Origin of the sequence: Methylophaga sp. UBA2496 (assembly GCF_002341635.1) — a bacterium.
Taxonomy (GTDB): Bacteria; Pseudomonadota; Gammaproteobacteria; order Nitrosococcales; family Methylophagaceae; genus Methylophaga.
The window spans coordinates 120,115-137,888 of the sequence record NZ_DDOK01000005.1 but is presented as its reverse complement, the minus strand read 5'-3'; the positions used below and the strand labels follow the sequence as shown (position 1 = coordinate 137,888).

Annotated in this window: 16 protein-coding genes and 1 pseudogene; all 17 read right to left on the bottom strand. The window is 46.4% G+C overall.

All coding sequences use genetic code 11. From position 1 onward, the window contains the following. Positions 1–4: 4 nt before the first annotated feature. A complete protein-coding gene (locus B2W60_RS07770; RefSeq protein ID WP_292359969.1) occupies positions 5–1,228 on the bottom strand; it encodes a type II secretion system F family protein in 1,224 nt (407 codons plus the stop codon). Then, positions 1,215–2,882: a GspE/PulE family protein gene (locus B2W60_RS07765; RefSeq protein WP_292359971.1), complete on the bottom strand. Its 1,668-nt coding sequence runs from the start codon at positions 2,880–2,882 to the stop codon at positions 1,215–1,217. Before B2W60_RS07765 ends, B2W60_RS07770 begins: the two co-directional genes overlap by 14 nt. Before the next feature lie 64 nt (positions 2,883–2,946). Beyond that, the gene (locus B2W60_RS07760) at positions 2,947–3,630 is read right to left on the bottom strand and encodes a hypothetical protein (protein ID WP_292359972.1); all 684 of its coding nucleotides are present in this window, start codon (positions 3,628–3,630) and stop codon (positions 2,947–2,949) included. Then, complete coding sequence (locus B2W60_RS07755) at positions 3,627–5,414, bottom strand: hypothetical protein (RefSeq protein WP_292359974.1); 1,788 nt, start codon at positions 5,412–5,414, stop codon at positions 3,627–3,629. Before B2W60_RS07755 ends, B2W60_RS07760 begins: the two co-directional genes overlap by 4 nt. After that, positions 5,411–6,310: a hypothetical protein gene (locus tag B2W60_RS07750; protein ID WP_292363407.1), complete on the bottom strand. Its 900-nt coding sequence runs from the start codon at positions 6,308–6,310 to the stop codon at positions 5,411–5,413. Before B2W60_RS07750 ends, B2W60_RS07755 begins: the two co-directional genes overlap by 4 nt. A gap of 6 nt (positions 6,311–6,316) precedes the next feature. Then, positions 6,317–6,442 (bottom strand): annotated as a pseudogene (locus B2W60_RS14345) (prepilin-type N-terminal cleavage/methylation domain-containing protein); the annotation flags it as partial. A gap of 13 nt (positions 6,443–6,455) precedes the next feature. Then, positions 6,456–7,280 (bottom strand): prepilin-type N-terminal cleavage/methylation domain-containing protein, encoded by an 825-nt coding sequence (locus tag B2W60_RS07745; protein ID WP_292359977.1) that lies wholly within the window; start codon positions 7,278–7,280, stop codon positions 6,456–6,458. Positions 7,281–7,590: 310 nt separating this feature from the next. Further along, positions 7,591–8,694: a type II secretion system protein gene (locus B2W60_RS07740; protein ID WP_292359978.1), complete on the bottom strand. Its 1,104-nt coding sequence runs from the start codon at positions 8,692–8,694 to the stop codon at positions 7,591–7,593. 189 nt (positions 8,695–8,883) lie between these two features. Beyond that, positions 8,884–9,114 carry a hypothetical protein gene (locus tag B2W60_RS07735; protein ID WP_292359980.1) on the bottom strand — a complete coding sequence of 77 codons (231 nt, stop codon included), beginning with the start codon at positions 9,112–9,114 and terminating at the stop codon, positions 8,884–8,886. 327 nt (positions 9,115–9,441) lie between these two features. After that, positions 9,442–11,214 (bottom strand): PglL family O-oligosaccharyltransferase, encoded by a 1,773-nt coding sequence (locus B2W60_RS07730; protein ID WP_292359982.1) that lies wholly within the window; start codon positions 11,212–11,214, stop codon positions 9,442–9,444. Positions 11,215–11,664: 450 nt separating this feature from the next. After that, positions 11,665–12,000, bottom strand: coding sequence for an SUF system Fe-S cluster assembly protein (locus tag B2W60_RS07725; protein WP_292359984.1), 336 nt, complete (start codon positions 11,998–12,000; stop codon positions 11,665–11,667). 4 nt (positions 12,001–12,004) lie between these two features. Then, positions 12,005–12,451: a Fe-S cluster assembly sulfur transfer protein SufU gene (gene sufU, locus B2W60_RS07720; RefSeq protein WP_292359986.1), complete on the bottom strand. Its 447-nt coding sequence runs from the start codon at positions 12,449–12,451 to the stop codon at positions 12,005–12,007. Continuing rightward, the gene (locus B2W60_RS07715) at positions 12,451–13,674 is read right to left on the bottom strand and encodes a cysteine desulfurase (RefSeq protein WP_292359988.1); all 1,224 of its coding nucleotides are present in this window, start codon (positions 13,672–13,674) and stop codon (positions 12,451–12,453) included. Before B2W60_RS07715 ends, sufU begins: the two co-directional genes overlap by 1 nt. Continuing rightward, positions 13,671–14,969 carry a Fe-S cluster assembly protein SufD gene (gene sufD, locus B2W60_RS07710; RefSeq protein ID WP_292359990.1) on the bottom strand — a complete coding sequence of 433 codons (1,299 nt, stop codon included), beginning with the start codon at positions 14,967–14,969 and terminating at the stop codon, positions 13,671–13,673. The genes B2W60_RS07715 and sufD overlap by 4 nt, the downstream gene beginning before the upstream one ends. After that, positions 14,966–15,733, bottom strand: a complete 768-nt coding sequence (gene sufC, locus B2W60_RS07705) for a Fe-S cluster assembly ATPase SufC (RefSeq protein ID WP_292360230.1) — start codon at positions 15,731–15,733, stop codon at positions 14,966–14,968. Before sufC ends, sufD begins: the two co-directional genes overlap by 4 nt. An 80-nt stretch (positions 15,734–15,813) precedes the next feature. After that, on the bottom strand, positions 15,814–17,262 hold the full coding sequence (gene sufB, locus B2W60_RS07700) for a Fe-S cluster assembly protein SufB (RefSeq protein ID WP_292359992.1): 1,449 nt from the start codon (positions 17,260–17,262) through the stop codon (positions 15,814–15,816). After that, on the bottom strand, positions 17,255–17,743 hold the full coding sequence (locus B2W60_RS07695) for an SUF system Fe-S cluster assembly regulator (RefSeq protein ID WP_292359994.1): 489 nt from the start codon (positions 17,741–17,743) through the stop codon (positions 17,255–17,257). The genes sufB and B2W60_RS07695 overlap by 8 nt, the downstream gene beginning before the upstream one ends. Positions 17,744–17,774 lie beyond the last annotated feature (31 nt).

The following is a 17,774-nucleotide window of genomic DNA, read 5'->3' as shown; positions in this document are numbered from 1 at the left end:
GTGTTTACCTCCCACCAGCCAACGCAAACAACGCCTGGAAAAAGGCGTAATAGACAAATCCCACCATGCCGCCGATCACCAGTATCATCGCGGGTTCAATTAAAGCTGTGAGTCGTTTGATTCCGGTTTCCAGCACCTTTTCATAATAGGTGCCAAGTTCCTGCAGAATATGGTCCAGCGTACCGGTGCGTTCACCGACCGCAATCATTTGTGTGACCAGAGCCGGTAACATTGGATGACGAATACTGGATGACAAATCGTGACCAGCAAAAACCCTCTCTGCAGCTTGTTTGAGCTTGTCGGCATAGACACGATTAGGCATCAAATCTGCTGTAATTTTCAGTCCATCGAAAATATTGACACCACTGCTCAGCAAAATTGACATGGCCCAGTTCAACTGGGCCATTGAACCGTTAATCATCAATTTACCCATCACCGGAATGCGTAATAAAAGCTGATCCATCCATAAACGTCCCTGCGGCGTCCGATAAAACAGCCAGATCGCGATCAGTATGGCGATAGCAGCAATGACAAGTTGTATGCCGTTTTCACGAATACCTGCGGAGATATCGATAAGCGCTTGAGTTGATGCCGGTAACGCCTTGCCTTGTCCCTGCAAAAACGTCGCGAATTTGGGAATAATGCTGACCACCATGAATATCGCGACACCAATCGCCACCAGCACAACGATGACCGGATAAATCAATGCCGTAATCATTTGTTTTTTCAGTGCTGAACGTTTCTCCAGATGGCTGGCCAGCCGTTCCATGATCACATCAAGCTCACCGGTGTTTTCACCGGCCACGATCAGATTGATGACCATGTGGCTGAACACATCGCGATGTTTTTTCATTGCGGCAGAGAGTGATTGCCCTCCTTCGATATCTTTCAGCATGACTCTTATCGCCAGATTAAGACGACTGCTGGAAATTTGTCCGGCTGACAATTCAAGCGCCTGAGCCACAGGTAAACCGGCTCTGAGCATGAATGCCATCTGCCGGAAATAGAAAATCAACGAATCCGTTCCGACAGAACGCTGGGTGGCCAGCCAGTCAGCAAAATTCGCCTGCCCCAGGAAACCACCCTGTCCTTTACGTTCACGAATATCCAGTACGCGTAAACCCTGTGCCCGTAACTCCTGTGCTGCCATGCTTTCATTGGCTGCCTGTAATGACCCTTTCTGTTCATTACCAGCACTGCTCAGGGCGTTATAGCTATACAGCGGCATCGTAGATCACCTCATCCCCGGCAACATGTTTCACCACGGCTACTTTCTGTATTTCATCCAGCGTGGTCATACCGCGCAGTACTTTTTCACAACCGTCCTGCCACATGAAACGAAGTTTGTCGCCCGCTGCCTGCTCCAGCGTTTCTTCATCTGCCCCTTTTGCCACCATTCTGGCAAGCTGTTCATCAAACCAGAGGGTTTCAAATAGGCCCAAACGTCCGCGAAAACCAGTTCCCTGACAGACTGCACAGCCAACCGGGTCAAATATCTCTATTGATTTATCCTCATAGCCCAATGCTTTGCTTTCAGATTCAGTCGCAAATCGCTTACGAGCACAATGCCTGCACAAACGCCGCACCAGTCGCTGTGCAATCACAGCAGTCATGGTGGAACCTATCAAAAACGGTTCACAGCCAATATCGATAAGACGGGTAACCGCGCTGACGGCATTGTTGGTATGCAAGGTAGAAAAAACCAGATGCCCGGTCATCGCCGCTTTCACCGCGACATCAGCCGTTTCGGCATCACGGATTTCCCCGACCATTAATACATCCGGGTCATGGCGTAATAAGGAACGCAGTGCATCAGCGAAGCTGATTTTGGGGCCGGTCTGTATCTGCGACACCCCTTCCATCACGTATTCAATCGGGTTTTCTACTGTCATGATATTGATGTCAGGTTGATTGATTTCCTGCAGCGCGGCAAACAGCGTGGTGGATTTGCCACTTCCTGTCGGACCGGTCAGCAGAATCATACCGTAGGGATTACGAATGGCTTCGTTAAAGCGGGCCAGATCCTGTTCCAGCATGCCTAAATCCGTCAGTGTCAGACCGCCGGACTCCTGACCAAGCAGACGCATGGTAATCCGTTCACCCAGACGGGTGGGTGCAGTTGCCACCCGGATATTGAAATCCAGATCAAATGGTGCCGCGAGGTGGTAGGTAAAGCCGCCATCCTGAGGTTGCCGCTGTTCGGCGATGTCCAGACCAGCGAGTACCTTTATTCGTGACACCAGACCGGATGCCACACTTTGATCCGCAGCCAGAGGGTAATCAGACAGGCTGCCATCTATCCGTAAGCGAATTCGCAGACCTTCCTCTTCCGTCAGTAAATGAACATCTGATGCCCTGGTCAGATAGGCTTCTGTCAGAATGGTGTCCAGCAACCCCACCAGATCCGTTTCCTGAGACGCTGTTGCATTTTCTTCAACGGCTGCCATGACACTGGTCGCCAGATAATTGTCGACAAGCAGTTGTAACCGTTTCGGTTCCGCCATCACGATGGGTAACTCAGCGCCCATTAAACGTGTTGCCGAGGTAATCCCGGCCATATCATCCGGATCCGCAGTGATCAACAGCAGATTTCCGTCCATCTGTACCGGTACAAAATGCTTACGTTTGATCAGGCTGCCGGGCAGTTTTTTCAGTAATTTCCGTTCAATGGAAGCTTTCGTCAGATCAATAAACGGAATATTCCTTGATTCAGCCACCGCACGGTGCAGTGCTGAAACAGGTATACGGTAATGTGCCAACACCTTGCTTAACACCGGCACCCGCTGACGTCTGGCTTCCACTTTTAATCGCTCGACAGTCTCCCCATCAAGTAACTCAGTGGCCACGCCTGCCTGTAATAACAGTTCGTCAGTTAACGCCATACCGCCTCATTCACCAATGACAAACGTCCTGATGCATCGCTGACCGAACCTGGATGTTTACAACTCATAACGACAGAATCACTTCTACAGATAAGGGTTGAGGCATACCGCGTAAAGGCGAAACAGGAAGCTTGGTAATATTCATCCGCAGTACCGAGACTTGCCATGGCAGACCGTCAAGACCATGTAAAAAACGTCTCAGAGATTCATAACTGCCTTCCAGCTGAAGTTTTTGCAAAGGTCTTGCATACATCGACCCCGGCGACATTCGGGCAATCCAACCAGCTGTTGCAGGCAAAACAACATCCTGAGCGGGTTGTTCGGCTGTTTTTCGATTACTGTTGCGACTGGCCTGAGCAACCTGCGTCACAGGTGACGCCTGGAAGGATTCATTGGTGCGAATACGGATACCGGATTCCATTGCCAGTGATGAAATCATCACGCGTAATTGTTGCGAGTCGCGGCTGGCCAGACGATTTTCAATCACGGCGGCACTTTCCTGCAATGCAGCAACATCGGCTTCCTGTTCATCAAGTTGATCGAGAATATCTTCAATCACCTCATCGGATTCTTCCGGGATTTCCAGCTTACCGATACGGACCTGTGTTGCCAGGACTTGCTTCTGAAGTGATTCAATATTCGCTTTTGCTGGCTGATATCGTATCAATCCATAGCTAACCAGCAATATCACCACCGCAATAGCAATTGCCAGGATTCGCTCACGTTTGTTCAGCTCTCTCAATGTCATTGGTTCTGCTCCGATTGAGAGATTTGTAACGGTCTGGGTTTCACCTTGACCAAGCTCAATGCCACCGCATAGCCATCCAGATTCAGCGGGCCGGAACGCTCAAGAATCTGCACATCTCTGACGATCAGGTTCCAGGTGGATGCTGAATCTTTAAGGGCCTGAATAAATTCCTGTGCAGCGCTCTCTGTGAGTGACCAGGCATCAATATTGAAATTATCCAGTTCAATAAAATCACTTTGAACGGGCTGGTTTGCTGCCATCATTGGCAGACGCTTGCCCATTTCATCAATACTATTGATAACGATATGGTCATTAAGTGCATTTTGCAGAGTGCCTAATACCGCCTGCAGCAGCATGTTACGTTCGGGCAGCTCTTCACCGAAAAAAGCCATCCGGGCTTCCATTCGCTGCTGGCTGGTCTGCTGTTGTTTAAGCAGGTTCTTGCGCGCTTCAATTTGTTCATTGATGGCGGTTATGCGTCTGACCGCTTCATCCAGTGTTCTGGCACGTTCATCCAGCACCGTTTTTTGTTCAACCAATCGCGTTTGCTGAACATGCATGGTCACTTCTGATGCCATAATTACTAACAAAAGTATTGCTGCTACGCCGGCAAACTGTATTTCCTGACGCTGAATAAGAGGTGGTTTTTCCCCACCCACCCGGACAGGAACACAGGCCGTACCGGTATAAATCCCTGTAACATGAGATGCAGCACCGAGCATGCCGGGCGTAACCCCAGTCGAAGCATCAAGCCCACTCAGAAAATGGATCGGTTTGGTTAATACTTCGCCCAAATTTTGATAAAGCTGATTATCGGTTTCACTATGACAACTCAGCCAGGCTTCTTCTATCGAATCGGTATTGGCGGCATGGTAGGCCTCAAGGCACCCGTCATAAGCCTCCAGAGAAGCGGAATGGTGCACCTGAAACTGATTAACCAGACCTTTGGATAACCCCGTTGTGGTGACAATTCCCGGGCCTGATTCGATTAATAATTGCTCATTATTGGTTGCTTTCAATAAGCCATTTGACGCCCCGGTCAACGGGAATACTTGCAACAGGTTTATTCCATGTGTTTTAAACGCATCCACCCAACGGTTTATCACTGATTTATAAACACAGCTGATTAGCCAGTTATAAATACCTGGCGCATCTTTCACCGCGTCTTGAGGTTGCCAGCCGCACTCAATCTCTTCTTCATCGGAACGCAACCAGCTCTGGCATTGTACAAAGCCATTCAAACGTTCCTTATCCACATAGCCATGTTCCAGAGCAAGCTCACCAAATCGCTGAAAATTCGTACGCTGTTGAGCACCAATCCCCATCCCAGCTGGTTTATTCGCCTGTTGAATGCCGCGGATATGATTGACCTGTTCCGCTGTCATCAAACCCTGCTTGATCATCAGATAACCGATGCTCCACTGGTTTTGCTGTTGCATCAGCAAAGGCTCGGCCTCCCAACGAATCAGCGCCTGCATCTGTGCCAGCGGTTTCGGTTTTTTGGGGTTAATCGGTAATTCAATCAGGCTCGACATAGCCGCGGGTGTTAATAATACGGCCTGATTTCCCGACCAGCCATTGGCACGGATGGTATTTATTACTTCGGTTAGTGCAAGTCCCGGATCCAGCAGGTTGGATAACGCATGCTGATGTGTGACCAATCGACTCCCTTCGCGACTGATGACCGCTGCCCTCAGGCTCAGGCCATCACTCTCGCACACCAGAATCTGGCTGGGTTTACCAAATGAAATATTTTTCAATGCAGAAAGCGTATTCAGATTCATGGCGTTGGGATGATCCAGTCAAGTTGCAGGTTCAGGCTGTTTCGCGGCACAACACTAAATGTTCTGATATTTGAGCTATTGGGTTTGCTATTACTAGCACTGTCGCAATCACCATCAAAGATGACGAAATCGTTTGGATCGACAGGGTCGGCTTCGAAACAAATTAATGCGTATGCTCTATTTCCCAATGGAATTTCTTTTGAATCATCTAACTCAAAAGTTTTGGTTTTTATCCCGGTAGCCGGTACGCTACTTTGTGCAAGTGTGACAGGTAAACCGCTACCATTATTTGCGTCATCGAAGTCAGATAAGTCAGAGTGGTAGATTCTTAATAACAATTTTTCAGTAAGCGCTGTAACCGGCAGTGAATTCGTACTCTGGTTTTTGATATTTACGTTAATTGCATTTGGTAACGTCACCAGCCAATCATTTTTAACAATAAGTGAGGGAATTACTGAGCTTATTGGCTGAGGAAAATTGTCTAACTCAGAAACAATATCAAAACCTTCACTCTGAAGTTGTACACTTGAAGCTGCAACGGTGAAATGCCAACCAAAATTTTCTGTGTCGTCATCATTGTTATATCCATCCCGAAATCGAAACTCACCTTTTCGATCGGCAATTGTCTGTATGTATGGACCACGCCAGCCGTAACCAAATCCTGTATCAGGATCAATTGCCCACGGATCTTGTGACGTACCATCGCATTTTTCTGAAACAATTAACTCTCTGATACATTCAGGTAATCGCCCCATATCAGCAGCAAAACCGCTCACTTCAGGTGCACCATTAATCGTGCGTGTGGCATCACCAATAATTGCCTTACGAATCAACTCCATCCGCCGTTTGGTTTCATCGTATTTGGCCTGATCCTCGACACCTTCAGTGAATAGCAATCCGGCTGAGGCCAGTAAGCCAATCAGGAACAGTACAAGCACCATTTCCAGTAGAGTGAAACCGTATTGAAAATGACTGTTAGTCAAATTCTGTAATTTTGCAGACAGGAAATTTTTATTGGGCAGTTGCATTAATCAGCCTTTGTTAACGCAACAAACAGAGAACGATATCATCACCTTCAGCTACGCAAGGATCTGATGCAGCTTGACTATCATTCTCGTTATTAGGACCCATACTTATTATTCGGGCAATATCACCAAATTCTGAATAGGAGGCAGGACTGGCTGTATATTCCTGATCATTGATTGAACGGCATTCATAAAACTGGGCTGAGGGTTCTGGTGGAATACACATAGATGGTGGCCGGGCAAAATCCAGTTCGGGATTAATGAGTAAAAAACGATTTCCCCATGCATCCGTTAAACCCTCACGTGAAATGTAGCTCCCATTCCAGCCGCGCTTCGTATCCGGGTTCCAGAGTTTATGTTGGATCGGCTCTTCAAATTCAAACGGGTATTCCGTCAACATGGCCAAACCATTTACTTCACACCACTCGGCTTGCTCTGACAAAGTAGCCGATGGGGCCGGCATATCAGGCATATTCATATTATCTATGTCTAAAGAATAGGCCCGAACATCCCCATCAACATTTGGCTCATGGTAAACACCGCAGGGAAAAGCACCGGTATCACGCCGAAATTGCAGCAAAGCATTACGAAGCTCCGACATTTCCATTTTTGTGACATCGATACGGGCTTGTTCATCTGTGCCATCATAGGCAACCAAAGCCCCAGTTGCCAAAATAGCCAGTAACGCTATTACGGCCAGCAACTCAAGCAGCGTAAAACCCGCCATATTGGATTTTGGCTGCGAGAAACAGATTGAATGCTGCCGATTATGTGCAGTATTGCCGGGCAGACGCACTTGTTTGCTCGGTTTCAGTTGTCGGTAAAACAATAAACACCTCATTTACTTGTTCCCGATGTATGGCAGACCATCAATTCAAATTGGATTTTTGATTTCCTGTTTATCAAAAACCTGTGGTTGTTATGGCTGATACTCCTGTATCAGGGTTTTGTTGGATTTTGCCTTAAACCAACCTACGACGTTTTATGCACAAACTTTTTGTTTGTTGGGCTTCGTGCCTCAGCCCAACCTACCTAGATCATTCTGTTAAAGATGGTTGGCTTTAACGCAATGAACTGTTTTTCCGGTTTAAATAAACAAGGGGCAGGCAGCGCCTGCCCCAAGGTTTATCTGAACTTTTTCATTTAAAGAATTAGTTCACTGTTGCTTCAGCAACGTTTTGGTCAATTGGTTTACCTTCAGTATCGATAAAGCCAAGCAGACGTGGACGTTGTAAAAACTCCGCTTGAGTCAAATCATCAACACCAGGGTCACCGATTGAACCTTTGTTACCTCTGGCTAAATGGAATAACCCAACAAACCGTGCATAACTATCGGCAGGGTTGACGTTTGCACTGCTATAGGCAGGTGACTGAATTACACCAGCAGAAGAGTTAACAGTGCTATGTGCCGCATCACCACCAAAACCAAGTGCCAATACCAGATTGCAACGCTCAGTACTTAACGCATCATTAATTGAGTTAATCACTAATGGATCTGCTGAAGCAGCACCACCTGCAAAAGTCCCGTTCATAAGTTCACCGCCCACTTTACAAAGCAGTGGTGTACCAGCATCATCATCGAATGCTTCAGAAGCCAGAATTGAAATGTAAGTTACGTCGGCACCGAAATCACTATATTCAGTTTCAACAGCACCACCGTCAGTTGCATCAAATGGATTAGCCCCCTCGTTGTGATTACGGTTTGGTGCTAATCCAACTCTTATTCCATTACCAGTTGTTCCAGCCTGGATATGCTGAATTTCTTCCATGCCAAAGTTGTCATCGAAATAATCTTCAAGAAAGTCTGGAACATCAGAAGCGGCTACAGAAAATGCAGCTTGAAAGGCTGTAGCCAAATCAATACTGGTTAGAACTTCTTGGAGAGGTTCAGGAAGGAATTCTGCATCTGTACCACCTGCGGGTGTATTTGCATCATCGGGATCAGCCAAGTTATCCCATTGGTCCGGATATGCGTAAGTGACTGCACGATAAGCACGGACGCCCTGATCAAGTGTGGCAGCAGTTGAAGCAGCACGAGCGGCCTGAGCGTTTTCACCTACACCGTCATAGGCAACCAAAGCACCCGTTGCCAGAATAGCCAACAGGGTGATAACAACTAATAATTCCAGCAGCGTAAAACCTTTTTGTTTTGCTTGCAGTTTTTGGGCTTTTGCACGCATTGCCGGGTCTTGTACACTTGAGAAATCAGCGTGACGGAAACGGCTGACCATAGCTTTCATTTGTTTAATGTTCATTTTTTATATCTCTCTGTTGAATGCCGCAGCTGCCCCATACAGCCTGTTGGTCATCTGGATTTAATTTTTTTGTACGTGATGTGTCCCACACACATTCAACATTCACCGACGTATTGAGTCTTTTTGCTTTGTTATGAGCAGGCTTTTTACGCATTTTGTTCAGAACTGGGAGATTCATAAGAACGACGTTTAATTTGATACTGCACGATGTTTGGAGGTATGTACTTCCGCTAAATCGGGCATATCGACCACAAAACGGTACTGCTTACCACAATGCAAAATCACCTCTTTCTGACGGCGTTTGAGGATTTTCACCTCAATCCGAATATCACCAAAACCGTCATGCGCCAATACATCATCGACCAGCTCCATCAATTTGTACTTAAGTGGTTTGACGGTGGTGTCTGTTGTACTTGTCATATCTCACGGCTCTGATTTGTTTCGGTGAGTGGATAGTAGTGAAACGGGAATTTATTCCCTATAGGAGATTTTCCTTATTTTGCAAAGGAATTAACAACTTACTTAAAAAATGCAGGTAACATACTGTTTTAAATAGTTAACTACGTCACAAAAAAAAGCATTCTTTTTTTTATTGAAAAGTTCCAAATAAACATAGGAAAGGGAAATTTTTCCTGAACAGCGTAATTTCCCACTAAAATTCGGGAAGAAATAAAACAGTCGTATGCCGTAAAAAAGAAACTGCCGAACGAGCCTGCTCATCCGGCAGTCAGTGAATGCATTTATAACTCAGGGTTCTAATGGGTAAGCCGTATCCTGATAGTTTTGCAACTGCTGTATCAGTGGAAAGAGTTGCTTATGCCCCCCCACAAGTAACCCACGGGTGGCGACTTTCCAGTACTTGTCCATGTATTTGGGATAATGTCGCATCGCCAGATCAAGCTGATGAGAAGCCGCTTCCGGCTGATCGGATAAAGCAAGCAATGTCACCTGGTTATAGACTTCCTCCTCGCCGGGAAGATATTTCATTAGCTGGGTATTCATCGCTAATTTGTCAGGTAAAACTTCCTGCGTATCGGGAAGCGCCCGAATAATGACTAAATCCAGATAAGGTGCAAACAACGATTTATCACGGGTTTCAGCCATTTCATAGAGCAAGGGAACGGCCTGATCATTATTGAACAAGCCCATTCTGCCTTTGGTATACCAGTTTTCCACTTTGCTGTATTGCATGAAAGTATTGCTCAGCATAAATAAACTGAAAAGCAGCAATGCCGCCGAAACGACGATCCCCAGATTCAACTTCAATGTGATGTTTCGTTCAGAACTGATCCCCGTTACGATGGCGGCAAGCCCCAGAAAGTAGGCATACCACAATGGATATTCCAGCAAACTGTGTACAGCAAACACGGCCAGGATCGCATACAGCCACCAGCGTTCAGCTGATATCACCACACCCCGTTGTTGCCAGAACCAGAAAATAATGCCCGATAGCAGAATCAAACCACCGAAAATGCCTGTTTCGGCTAACAGATGCAACAACATATTATGAGCATGATCGGCATAGCCGTTTAATCCCGGGTAACTTTCAGTCATTTCAAAGTTGTGCCAACCGAACTGTCCCCAACCAATCCCCCACAGCGGATGATGGATGAACATTTCCCAGGCCTGCTGGATTAACAATAAACGTATGGATTCCCCTTTCACATTTTCAGCCACCCTCTCCGCAGGCATCGCAGGCATATCGGCACTGAACAATGGCAATACTAACTGCACCAGAATAAACACCGGGATCAGCCAAAGTAACCGACTTGAGATAAAATGGATTTGCCATTGAGTGGACTTCCTGGCGATTAACCAGCCACCAACAGACAGTAAAACGACGTATAACCAGCTCATTCGCTGCCCGGTTAAGGCCAATACCATCAGAAATACAGTTGCAGTAATGGCCAAAGCCCAGAAATTAATCCGCTGACTCAGATAAAGATATAACAAAGAGCCCAATGCCAGCGCCATATATGTGGCCAGATGGTTGACCTGCCCCAGATTGGCAGCAAAACCACCCGACTTATAACGCAGTATAAGTGGCGAATCATCCCACCCAAGGTATTGCAGCGTGACAATAACGGCTGAAATAAGCCCGCCGACAACCAACCCCCAAGCCAGAGTGGGGATTAGCTTCTCCAACGTTAATAGATGTTTTAGCTGAGCGCCCAGAGTAATCAACAGACTTGCCCATAGCAGATACAGGCAAACCAGAAAGCTTTGTTGCCAGTAGTTGAACAAACCAACTTTGTATTGAATCGCCACAATCACCAGTAACCCCAGCGGCATAAGGGCGAACCAGGGAATCTGCAGTTCCTCCCAGGATTGTTTCCGCAACAGAAAAATCATGGCCAGGACGCCAAGCGCTATCGCTGACCATTGATTATAAAACGTGGTCAGGGGTATTCGATGATGCGGAATCAAGAATGGCAGAATACAGAGCAAAGCCAGTAAACCACAGGTAATCAAATTAATTTTGCTAATTTTATTAGGGGGGGCACCCGCCGCTTCACTCACTTTACATTCTCCTGATAGTGTCATTCATCAACCAGCAAAATCTTTGCTGGCAAAAAGTGCGCACATAATAGGAGAATTACTTCCCGCAAAGCATTAGGAAAATATCCCTATTTATTTTGGGAGGTTTATTTATATCGAAATGATGGTTTGTAAAAAAGCGATTTTAAGTTAGCAATAAATGATTTTTTCGGACGACTGAAATAATGGCCATGAGAATGATAAAAGGAATTCCTCCTATATGCGGCATAGCGTTAGATGACTATGATTAGCTCCAACAGCTTGCTAATGAGATTCTCTAGGGGCGACGCCCTGAACTAGTTGCTAACTGTAGCCTTAAAGTTTGTTACCTCTTCAGATTTGTCATGTGATCTGATTAACCGTGGATAGACCTGTCCACGGTTTTTTTTTGCCTGATTTCGAGAGGGTTCAGGTTTTCAGTAGCGTGAACAGTTAGAACATACCCAGTTGTAATTGAGCGGACTCACTCATTTGATCCCGAGTCCAGGGTGGATCCCAAACCAGCTCAACATGCACTTTATTAACACCGTCTATGCTGCTGATTTTGTTTTCCACATCACCCGGAAAGGTCTGTGCCACCGGGCATCCTGGCGCAGTTAAGGTCATTTGGATAACCACATTTCCGGAATCACTGACATCAATCTCATAGATCAATCCGAGTTCATAGATATTGACCGGAATTTCAGGATCGAAGATGGTTTTAAGCATCTCAATGACGTCTTCCTTCAAATCTTCTGCCGTAAAAGGTTGTACCTGATTATCATTCATAAAATTACTCGGTGCTAATCGAAATATCGTGGTCGCTGTCTATCGCTGCATGTACGGTATGCCAGGACAAAGTCGCGCATTTTACCCGTGCCGGAAACTCTTTGACACCACTTAGCACTTCCAGTTTGCCCAGCAGGTTGCGATCTGTCTCTTCTCCGGTCATGGATTTATGTACCTGATCATAAATAGCCTGGGCTTCATCAATCGTTTTACCTTTCAGGGCTTCTGTCATCAAAGAAGCAGAGGCCATTGAAATGGCACAGCCACTCCCTTTAAAGCTGACATCTTCAATCACTTCGCCATCGAGCTTGACGTAAACTACCAGCTTATCGCCACATAATGGATTATTGCCATGCGCCAGATGGTTGGCATGATCAATTTCACGAAAATTACGTGGGCGTTTGTTGTGATCCATGATCACTTGCTGGTAAAGCTCTCTTAAATCACTCATCAGGCAAAAAGCTCCTGTGTTTTTTGTATCGCGTTAATCAATGCATCGACCTCTTCTTCTGAGTTATAAAACGCAAATGAAGCACGGGCTGTCGCCGGAATATCATAAAACTCCATAACCGGTTGAGCACAGTGGTGCCCCGTTCGAATAGCCACACCTTGCTGATCAAATATGGTGCCGACATCATGCGGATGCACGCCTTCAATCATGAAAGAAATCACGGCGGCTTTCTCAGCGGCCGTGCCAATGATTCTGACACCGGGCAATGCCTCAATTTTACGGGTAGCAATATCCAGTAAGTGGTGTTCCTGAGCAGCAATATTATCGATGCCAATCTGCCACATATAATCAATTGCCGCACCGAGGCCGATAACGCCGGAGATATTCGGTGTACCCGCCTCAAACTTGGCGGGCAGTTCGTTGTAGATAGTTTTTTCAAAACTGACCGAGAGAATCATATCACCACCACCTTGATATGGCGGCATCGCGTTCAGCAAATCTTTACGACCATACAATGCGCCAATACCAGTAGGGGCAAACATCTTATGGCCAGAGAACACATAAAAATCACAGTCCAGATCCTGCACATCCACGGTCATATGCGGCACCGCCTGCGCACCATCAATTAAAACCGGAATGTTTTTGGCGCGGGCTCTGGCAATCATGCTTTTGACCGGATTGATAGTTCCCAGCGCATTAGACACCTGACCAACCGCCAGAATCCTGGTGCGTTCGGTGAGCATCGCATCAAAGTCTGTCAAATCCAGCTCACCTGACTGCGTCATTGGGATGACCTTCAGTTTGGCACCGGTTTGTTCACATAATATCTGCCACGGCACTATGTTGGCGTGATGTTCCAGATGACTGATCAGAATTTCATCATCCGGCTGCAACATGGGCCTGACAAAGCTTTGAGCAACCAGATTGATTGCCTCTGTTGCTCCACGGGTAAAGATGATTTCTTTATCCGAGTTGGCATTAACAAATTGGCGTACTTTAGCGCGGGCCGCTTCATATAGATCGGTTGCCCGTTGGCTAAGTTTATGCACACCACGGTGAATATTGGCATTGTCATGCAGGTAATAATGACTGACAGCCTCAATCACCTGTCGCGGTTTCTGGCTGGTCGCGGCATTATCCAGATATACCAGAGGGAAACCATTGATCTCCTGGTGGAGAACCGGAAAATCCGCACGAATCGTATTAATGTTCAAATTGCTCATGCGCCTCCCCTGGGTAATCGTTTTTCAATTACTCCGGTTATGGATTGTTTGAGTTCCTCGTTGGATATACGTTCAATCACATCAACAGCGAAAGCAAAAGTCAGTAAACTGCGCGCGCTAACTTCATCCAGACCACGAGCTCTGAGGAAAAACAATTGATCTTCGTTGATTTGGCCTACGGCACTGCCATGTCCACATTTGACGTCATCGGCGTAGATTTCCATTTCCGGCTTGGTATCAATTTCACAACCACGGGATAACAGTAAATTACGGTTACTTTGATTGGCATCGGTTTTCTGTGCGTCTTTATGCACAATCACTTTGCCATTAAATACTGCATGGCTCTGCTCATCCAGCACGCCTTTGTAGACTTCTTCACTGGTCGTATTCGGCACCGCATGATCAATACGTGTGTGATTATCAATATGTTGTTCGCCCGTCACCAGATACAGACCATTCATTGTCACGTGGGATTGCTCACCCAGTAATTGACTGTGAACATCATTTCTGGCCAGTTTTCCGCCAAGCGAAATATTGGTGTTATGCCATTGACTGTCAGCGGCCTGCGAGGCAGCCATGGTGGCAACATGATAATGGTCCAGGGATTCACGCTGTAATTTGTAATGAAACAATTCCGCTTTGTCAGCCAGACTTATTTCAGTAATCACATCGGTTAACCCATTGGCTTGATTATTACCGGCATAGGTTTCGATAAATGTTGCCTGACTATCTTTTCCAAGCACAATCACATTACGTAAATGCATGGCATAGTGTGCCGTATGTCCACTGTTTACCACGATTAATTCAATGGGTTTATCTACCTTGGTATTAGCTGCGACCTCAATGAAAATACCTTCATTCATCAACATGGTATTCATGGCATTAAAGCCTGGCTTTTCCAAATTGACTTGCTGATTGAGAAATTCGCTGGCGCGATCGATTGATTGTGAGAATGGCGTCACCGTAAGACCTTCGGGCAGCCCGTCAAGATATGAGGCTGTTAAATCCACTCGACCATCAACAATCACCAGGCGATAGGCATCTTCCACCAGTTTCAGCTCATGAATATCCGCATACCCTGGTTGGGAGACCTGATGAACAAACTGTTCCTGACCTAACGACCAAAGGCTGGTGTATTTCCAATCTTCTTCTTTTCTGCCCGGCAAGCCATTTCGCTCAAACTGTTCCTTGGCTTGTTGACGCAATGTTTTCCAGTGTGCATTATCAGCCACCATGACATCACGGCTATTGGCCACCGCAGCAAAATCGGTATGGATGTCTGTTAATACTTTCATGCAGGCTGCCCTTCTGGTTCCGGTGCATCATGCACCCAGCTATAGCCGGATTTTTCCAGTTCTTTAGCCAGCTCTTTATCACCAGACTTCACAATGCGACCTTCAGATAAAACATGGACAAAATCAGGCACGATGTAATCCAACAAACGCTGGTAATGGGTAATCATCACAAATGAACGTTCAGGGCTACGCAGCGCATTCACCCCTTCAGAAACGGTTTTCAGGGCATCAATATCCAGTCCGGAATCGGTCTCATCCATAATGGCTAATTGGGGTTCCAGCAAGGCCATTTGCAAAATTTCATTACGTTTTTTCTCACCGCCGGAGAAGCCTTCATTCACACTGCGGTGCAAAAACTGTTCATCCATCTTAACCAGTTGCATTTTGCTGCGTACCAGCGTCAGGAAATCAATGGCATCCAACTCATCCAGACCTTGATGTTTGCGAACAGCATTTAATGCCGCTTTAAGCAGATAGATATTGCTGACACCAGGAATTTCTACAGGATATTGGAACGCCAGAAACACACCGCGACGGGCACGTTCTTCAGGTTCCAGTTCCAGCAGGTTTTCACCTTTGTATATGACTTCACCCTGGGTGATTTCGTAGCCTTCACGGCCCGTTAACACATTGGATAACGTGCTTTTACCGGCACCATTTGGCCCCATGATGGCATGTACTTCACCCTCATTGACCGTCAAATTAATACCACGCAGAATTTCTTTGCCCTCAATTTTTGCGTGTAAATTTTTGATTTCCAACATTTTCATAATTATTCTCTATTCATTTTTATAGGTTGAGCAGCCTGACCCGCCCAACATGTAGTTATATTAGGGAACGACGTTTAACCAACTGAACCTTCCAACGATAAACCGAGCAGATTCTGAGCTTCCACCGCAAATTCCATTGGTAATTCGCGAATAACCTGCTTACAGAAACCATTGACGATCATCGATACCGAGTCTTCCACATCAAGACCACGTTGTTTACAGTAAAACAATTGATCTTCGCTGATTTTCGAGGTTGAGGCTTCATGTTCAACCTGAGCGGTCGGGTTTTTCACTTCAATGTACGGGAAGGTATGTGCGGCACATTTATCGCCCATCAATAACGAATCACACTCGGTGTAGTTACGGGCATTTTCCGCATTGGGTCCAATACGCACCAGACCACGATAGGCATTCGACGAACGCCCGGCGGAGATACCTTTTGAGATGATGGTTGAACTGGTGTTTTTACCCAGATGGATCATCTTGGTACCGGTATCAGCCTGCTGCATATTATTGGTCACAGCCACCGAATAAAATTCACCGATAGAATTATCGCCTTGCAATACCACACTCGGATATTTCCAGGTGATAGCTGACCCGGTTTCTACCTGAGTCCAGGATACTTTTGAACTCTCACCACGGCAGGCAGCACGTTTGGTGACAAAGTTATAGATACCACCTTTGCCATTTTCATCACCGGGATACCAGTTTTGCACGGTGGAGTATTTGATTTCAGCGCGATCCATAGCGACCAATTCCACTACCGCCGCATGCAGCTGATTTTCATCACGCATCGGTGCGGTACAGCCTTCCAGATAACTTACATAGGAATCGTCATCGGCGATAATCAACGTACGCTCGAACTGCCCGGTATTCGCCGCATTAATACGGAAATAGGTCGACAACTCCATCGGGCAACGCACACCTTTTGGAATGTAAACAAACGAACCATCGGTAAACACCGCTGAATTCAAGGCCGCATAATAATTATCTTTCTGTGGAACCACGCTGCCCAGATATTTTTTAATGAGTTCCGGGTGTTCCTGAATGGCTTCGGATATCGGCATAAACAAAATGCCCTGCTCGGCCAGTTTATCTTTAAACGTATTGGATACGGATACGCTATCAAAAACCGCATCTACTGCGACACCGGCTAAACGGGCACGCTCATCCAGCGGTACACCGAGTTTTTCGTAGGTACGCAATAATTCCGGATCAACTTCATCCAGACTTTTTGGTCCATCGGTTTTTTTCTTCGGTGCAGAATAGTAACTGACCGCCTGATAATCGATTTCCGGATAATGCACATGTGCCCATTCCGGGGTCTCCATGGTCAACCAGTGACGGTAGGCTTTCAAACGCCATTCCAGCATAAACTCCGGCTCACCTTTAATGAGGGATATCTGGCGGACCACGTCTTCACTCAATCCGGGTGGCAGACTATCTGACTCAATATCAGTAAAAAAGCCGGCTTTGTATTCTTTCTGCGTAATTGCTTCAAGTTGTTGTGTTTGATCATTCATGTTGATCACCATCCTGTAAAGAAACTGCTTTTGCCCTGTAGCTGGGCGGGTAAAATCGAACTGGACGAGCCGCTGAAAGTGTCGGTGTCAGCATATCGGCTAATTTCACTTCATCCAGAGCATGGAAAACGGCGTTATTGATTTGGTTCCAGTTTGTCTGCACGGCACAATGGGTTTCCTGATCACACTGCGATGCACTGCTGACACATTCAGTCAGTGCAATCGGTCCTTCTATTGCGGTAATGATCTGCGCAACAGAAATATCGGCTGGATCACCACTTAAAATATAGCCACCTTGCGCTCCCCGCTCGGAAGTTAACAGACCTCCAGCTGACAACACTTTTAATATTTTTCTGACCGTAGGCAACGGCATATGCACCGCATCTGATAACATATGCGCGCTGTGCTGCTTGCTACGGTGCTCGGCAATGTAGCTCATCAGCACAATGCCGTAGTCTGTCAGTTTACCCATGCGTAACATGTCACGCCCTCCTAATTGATACCATTATAGT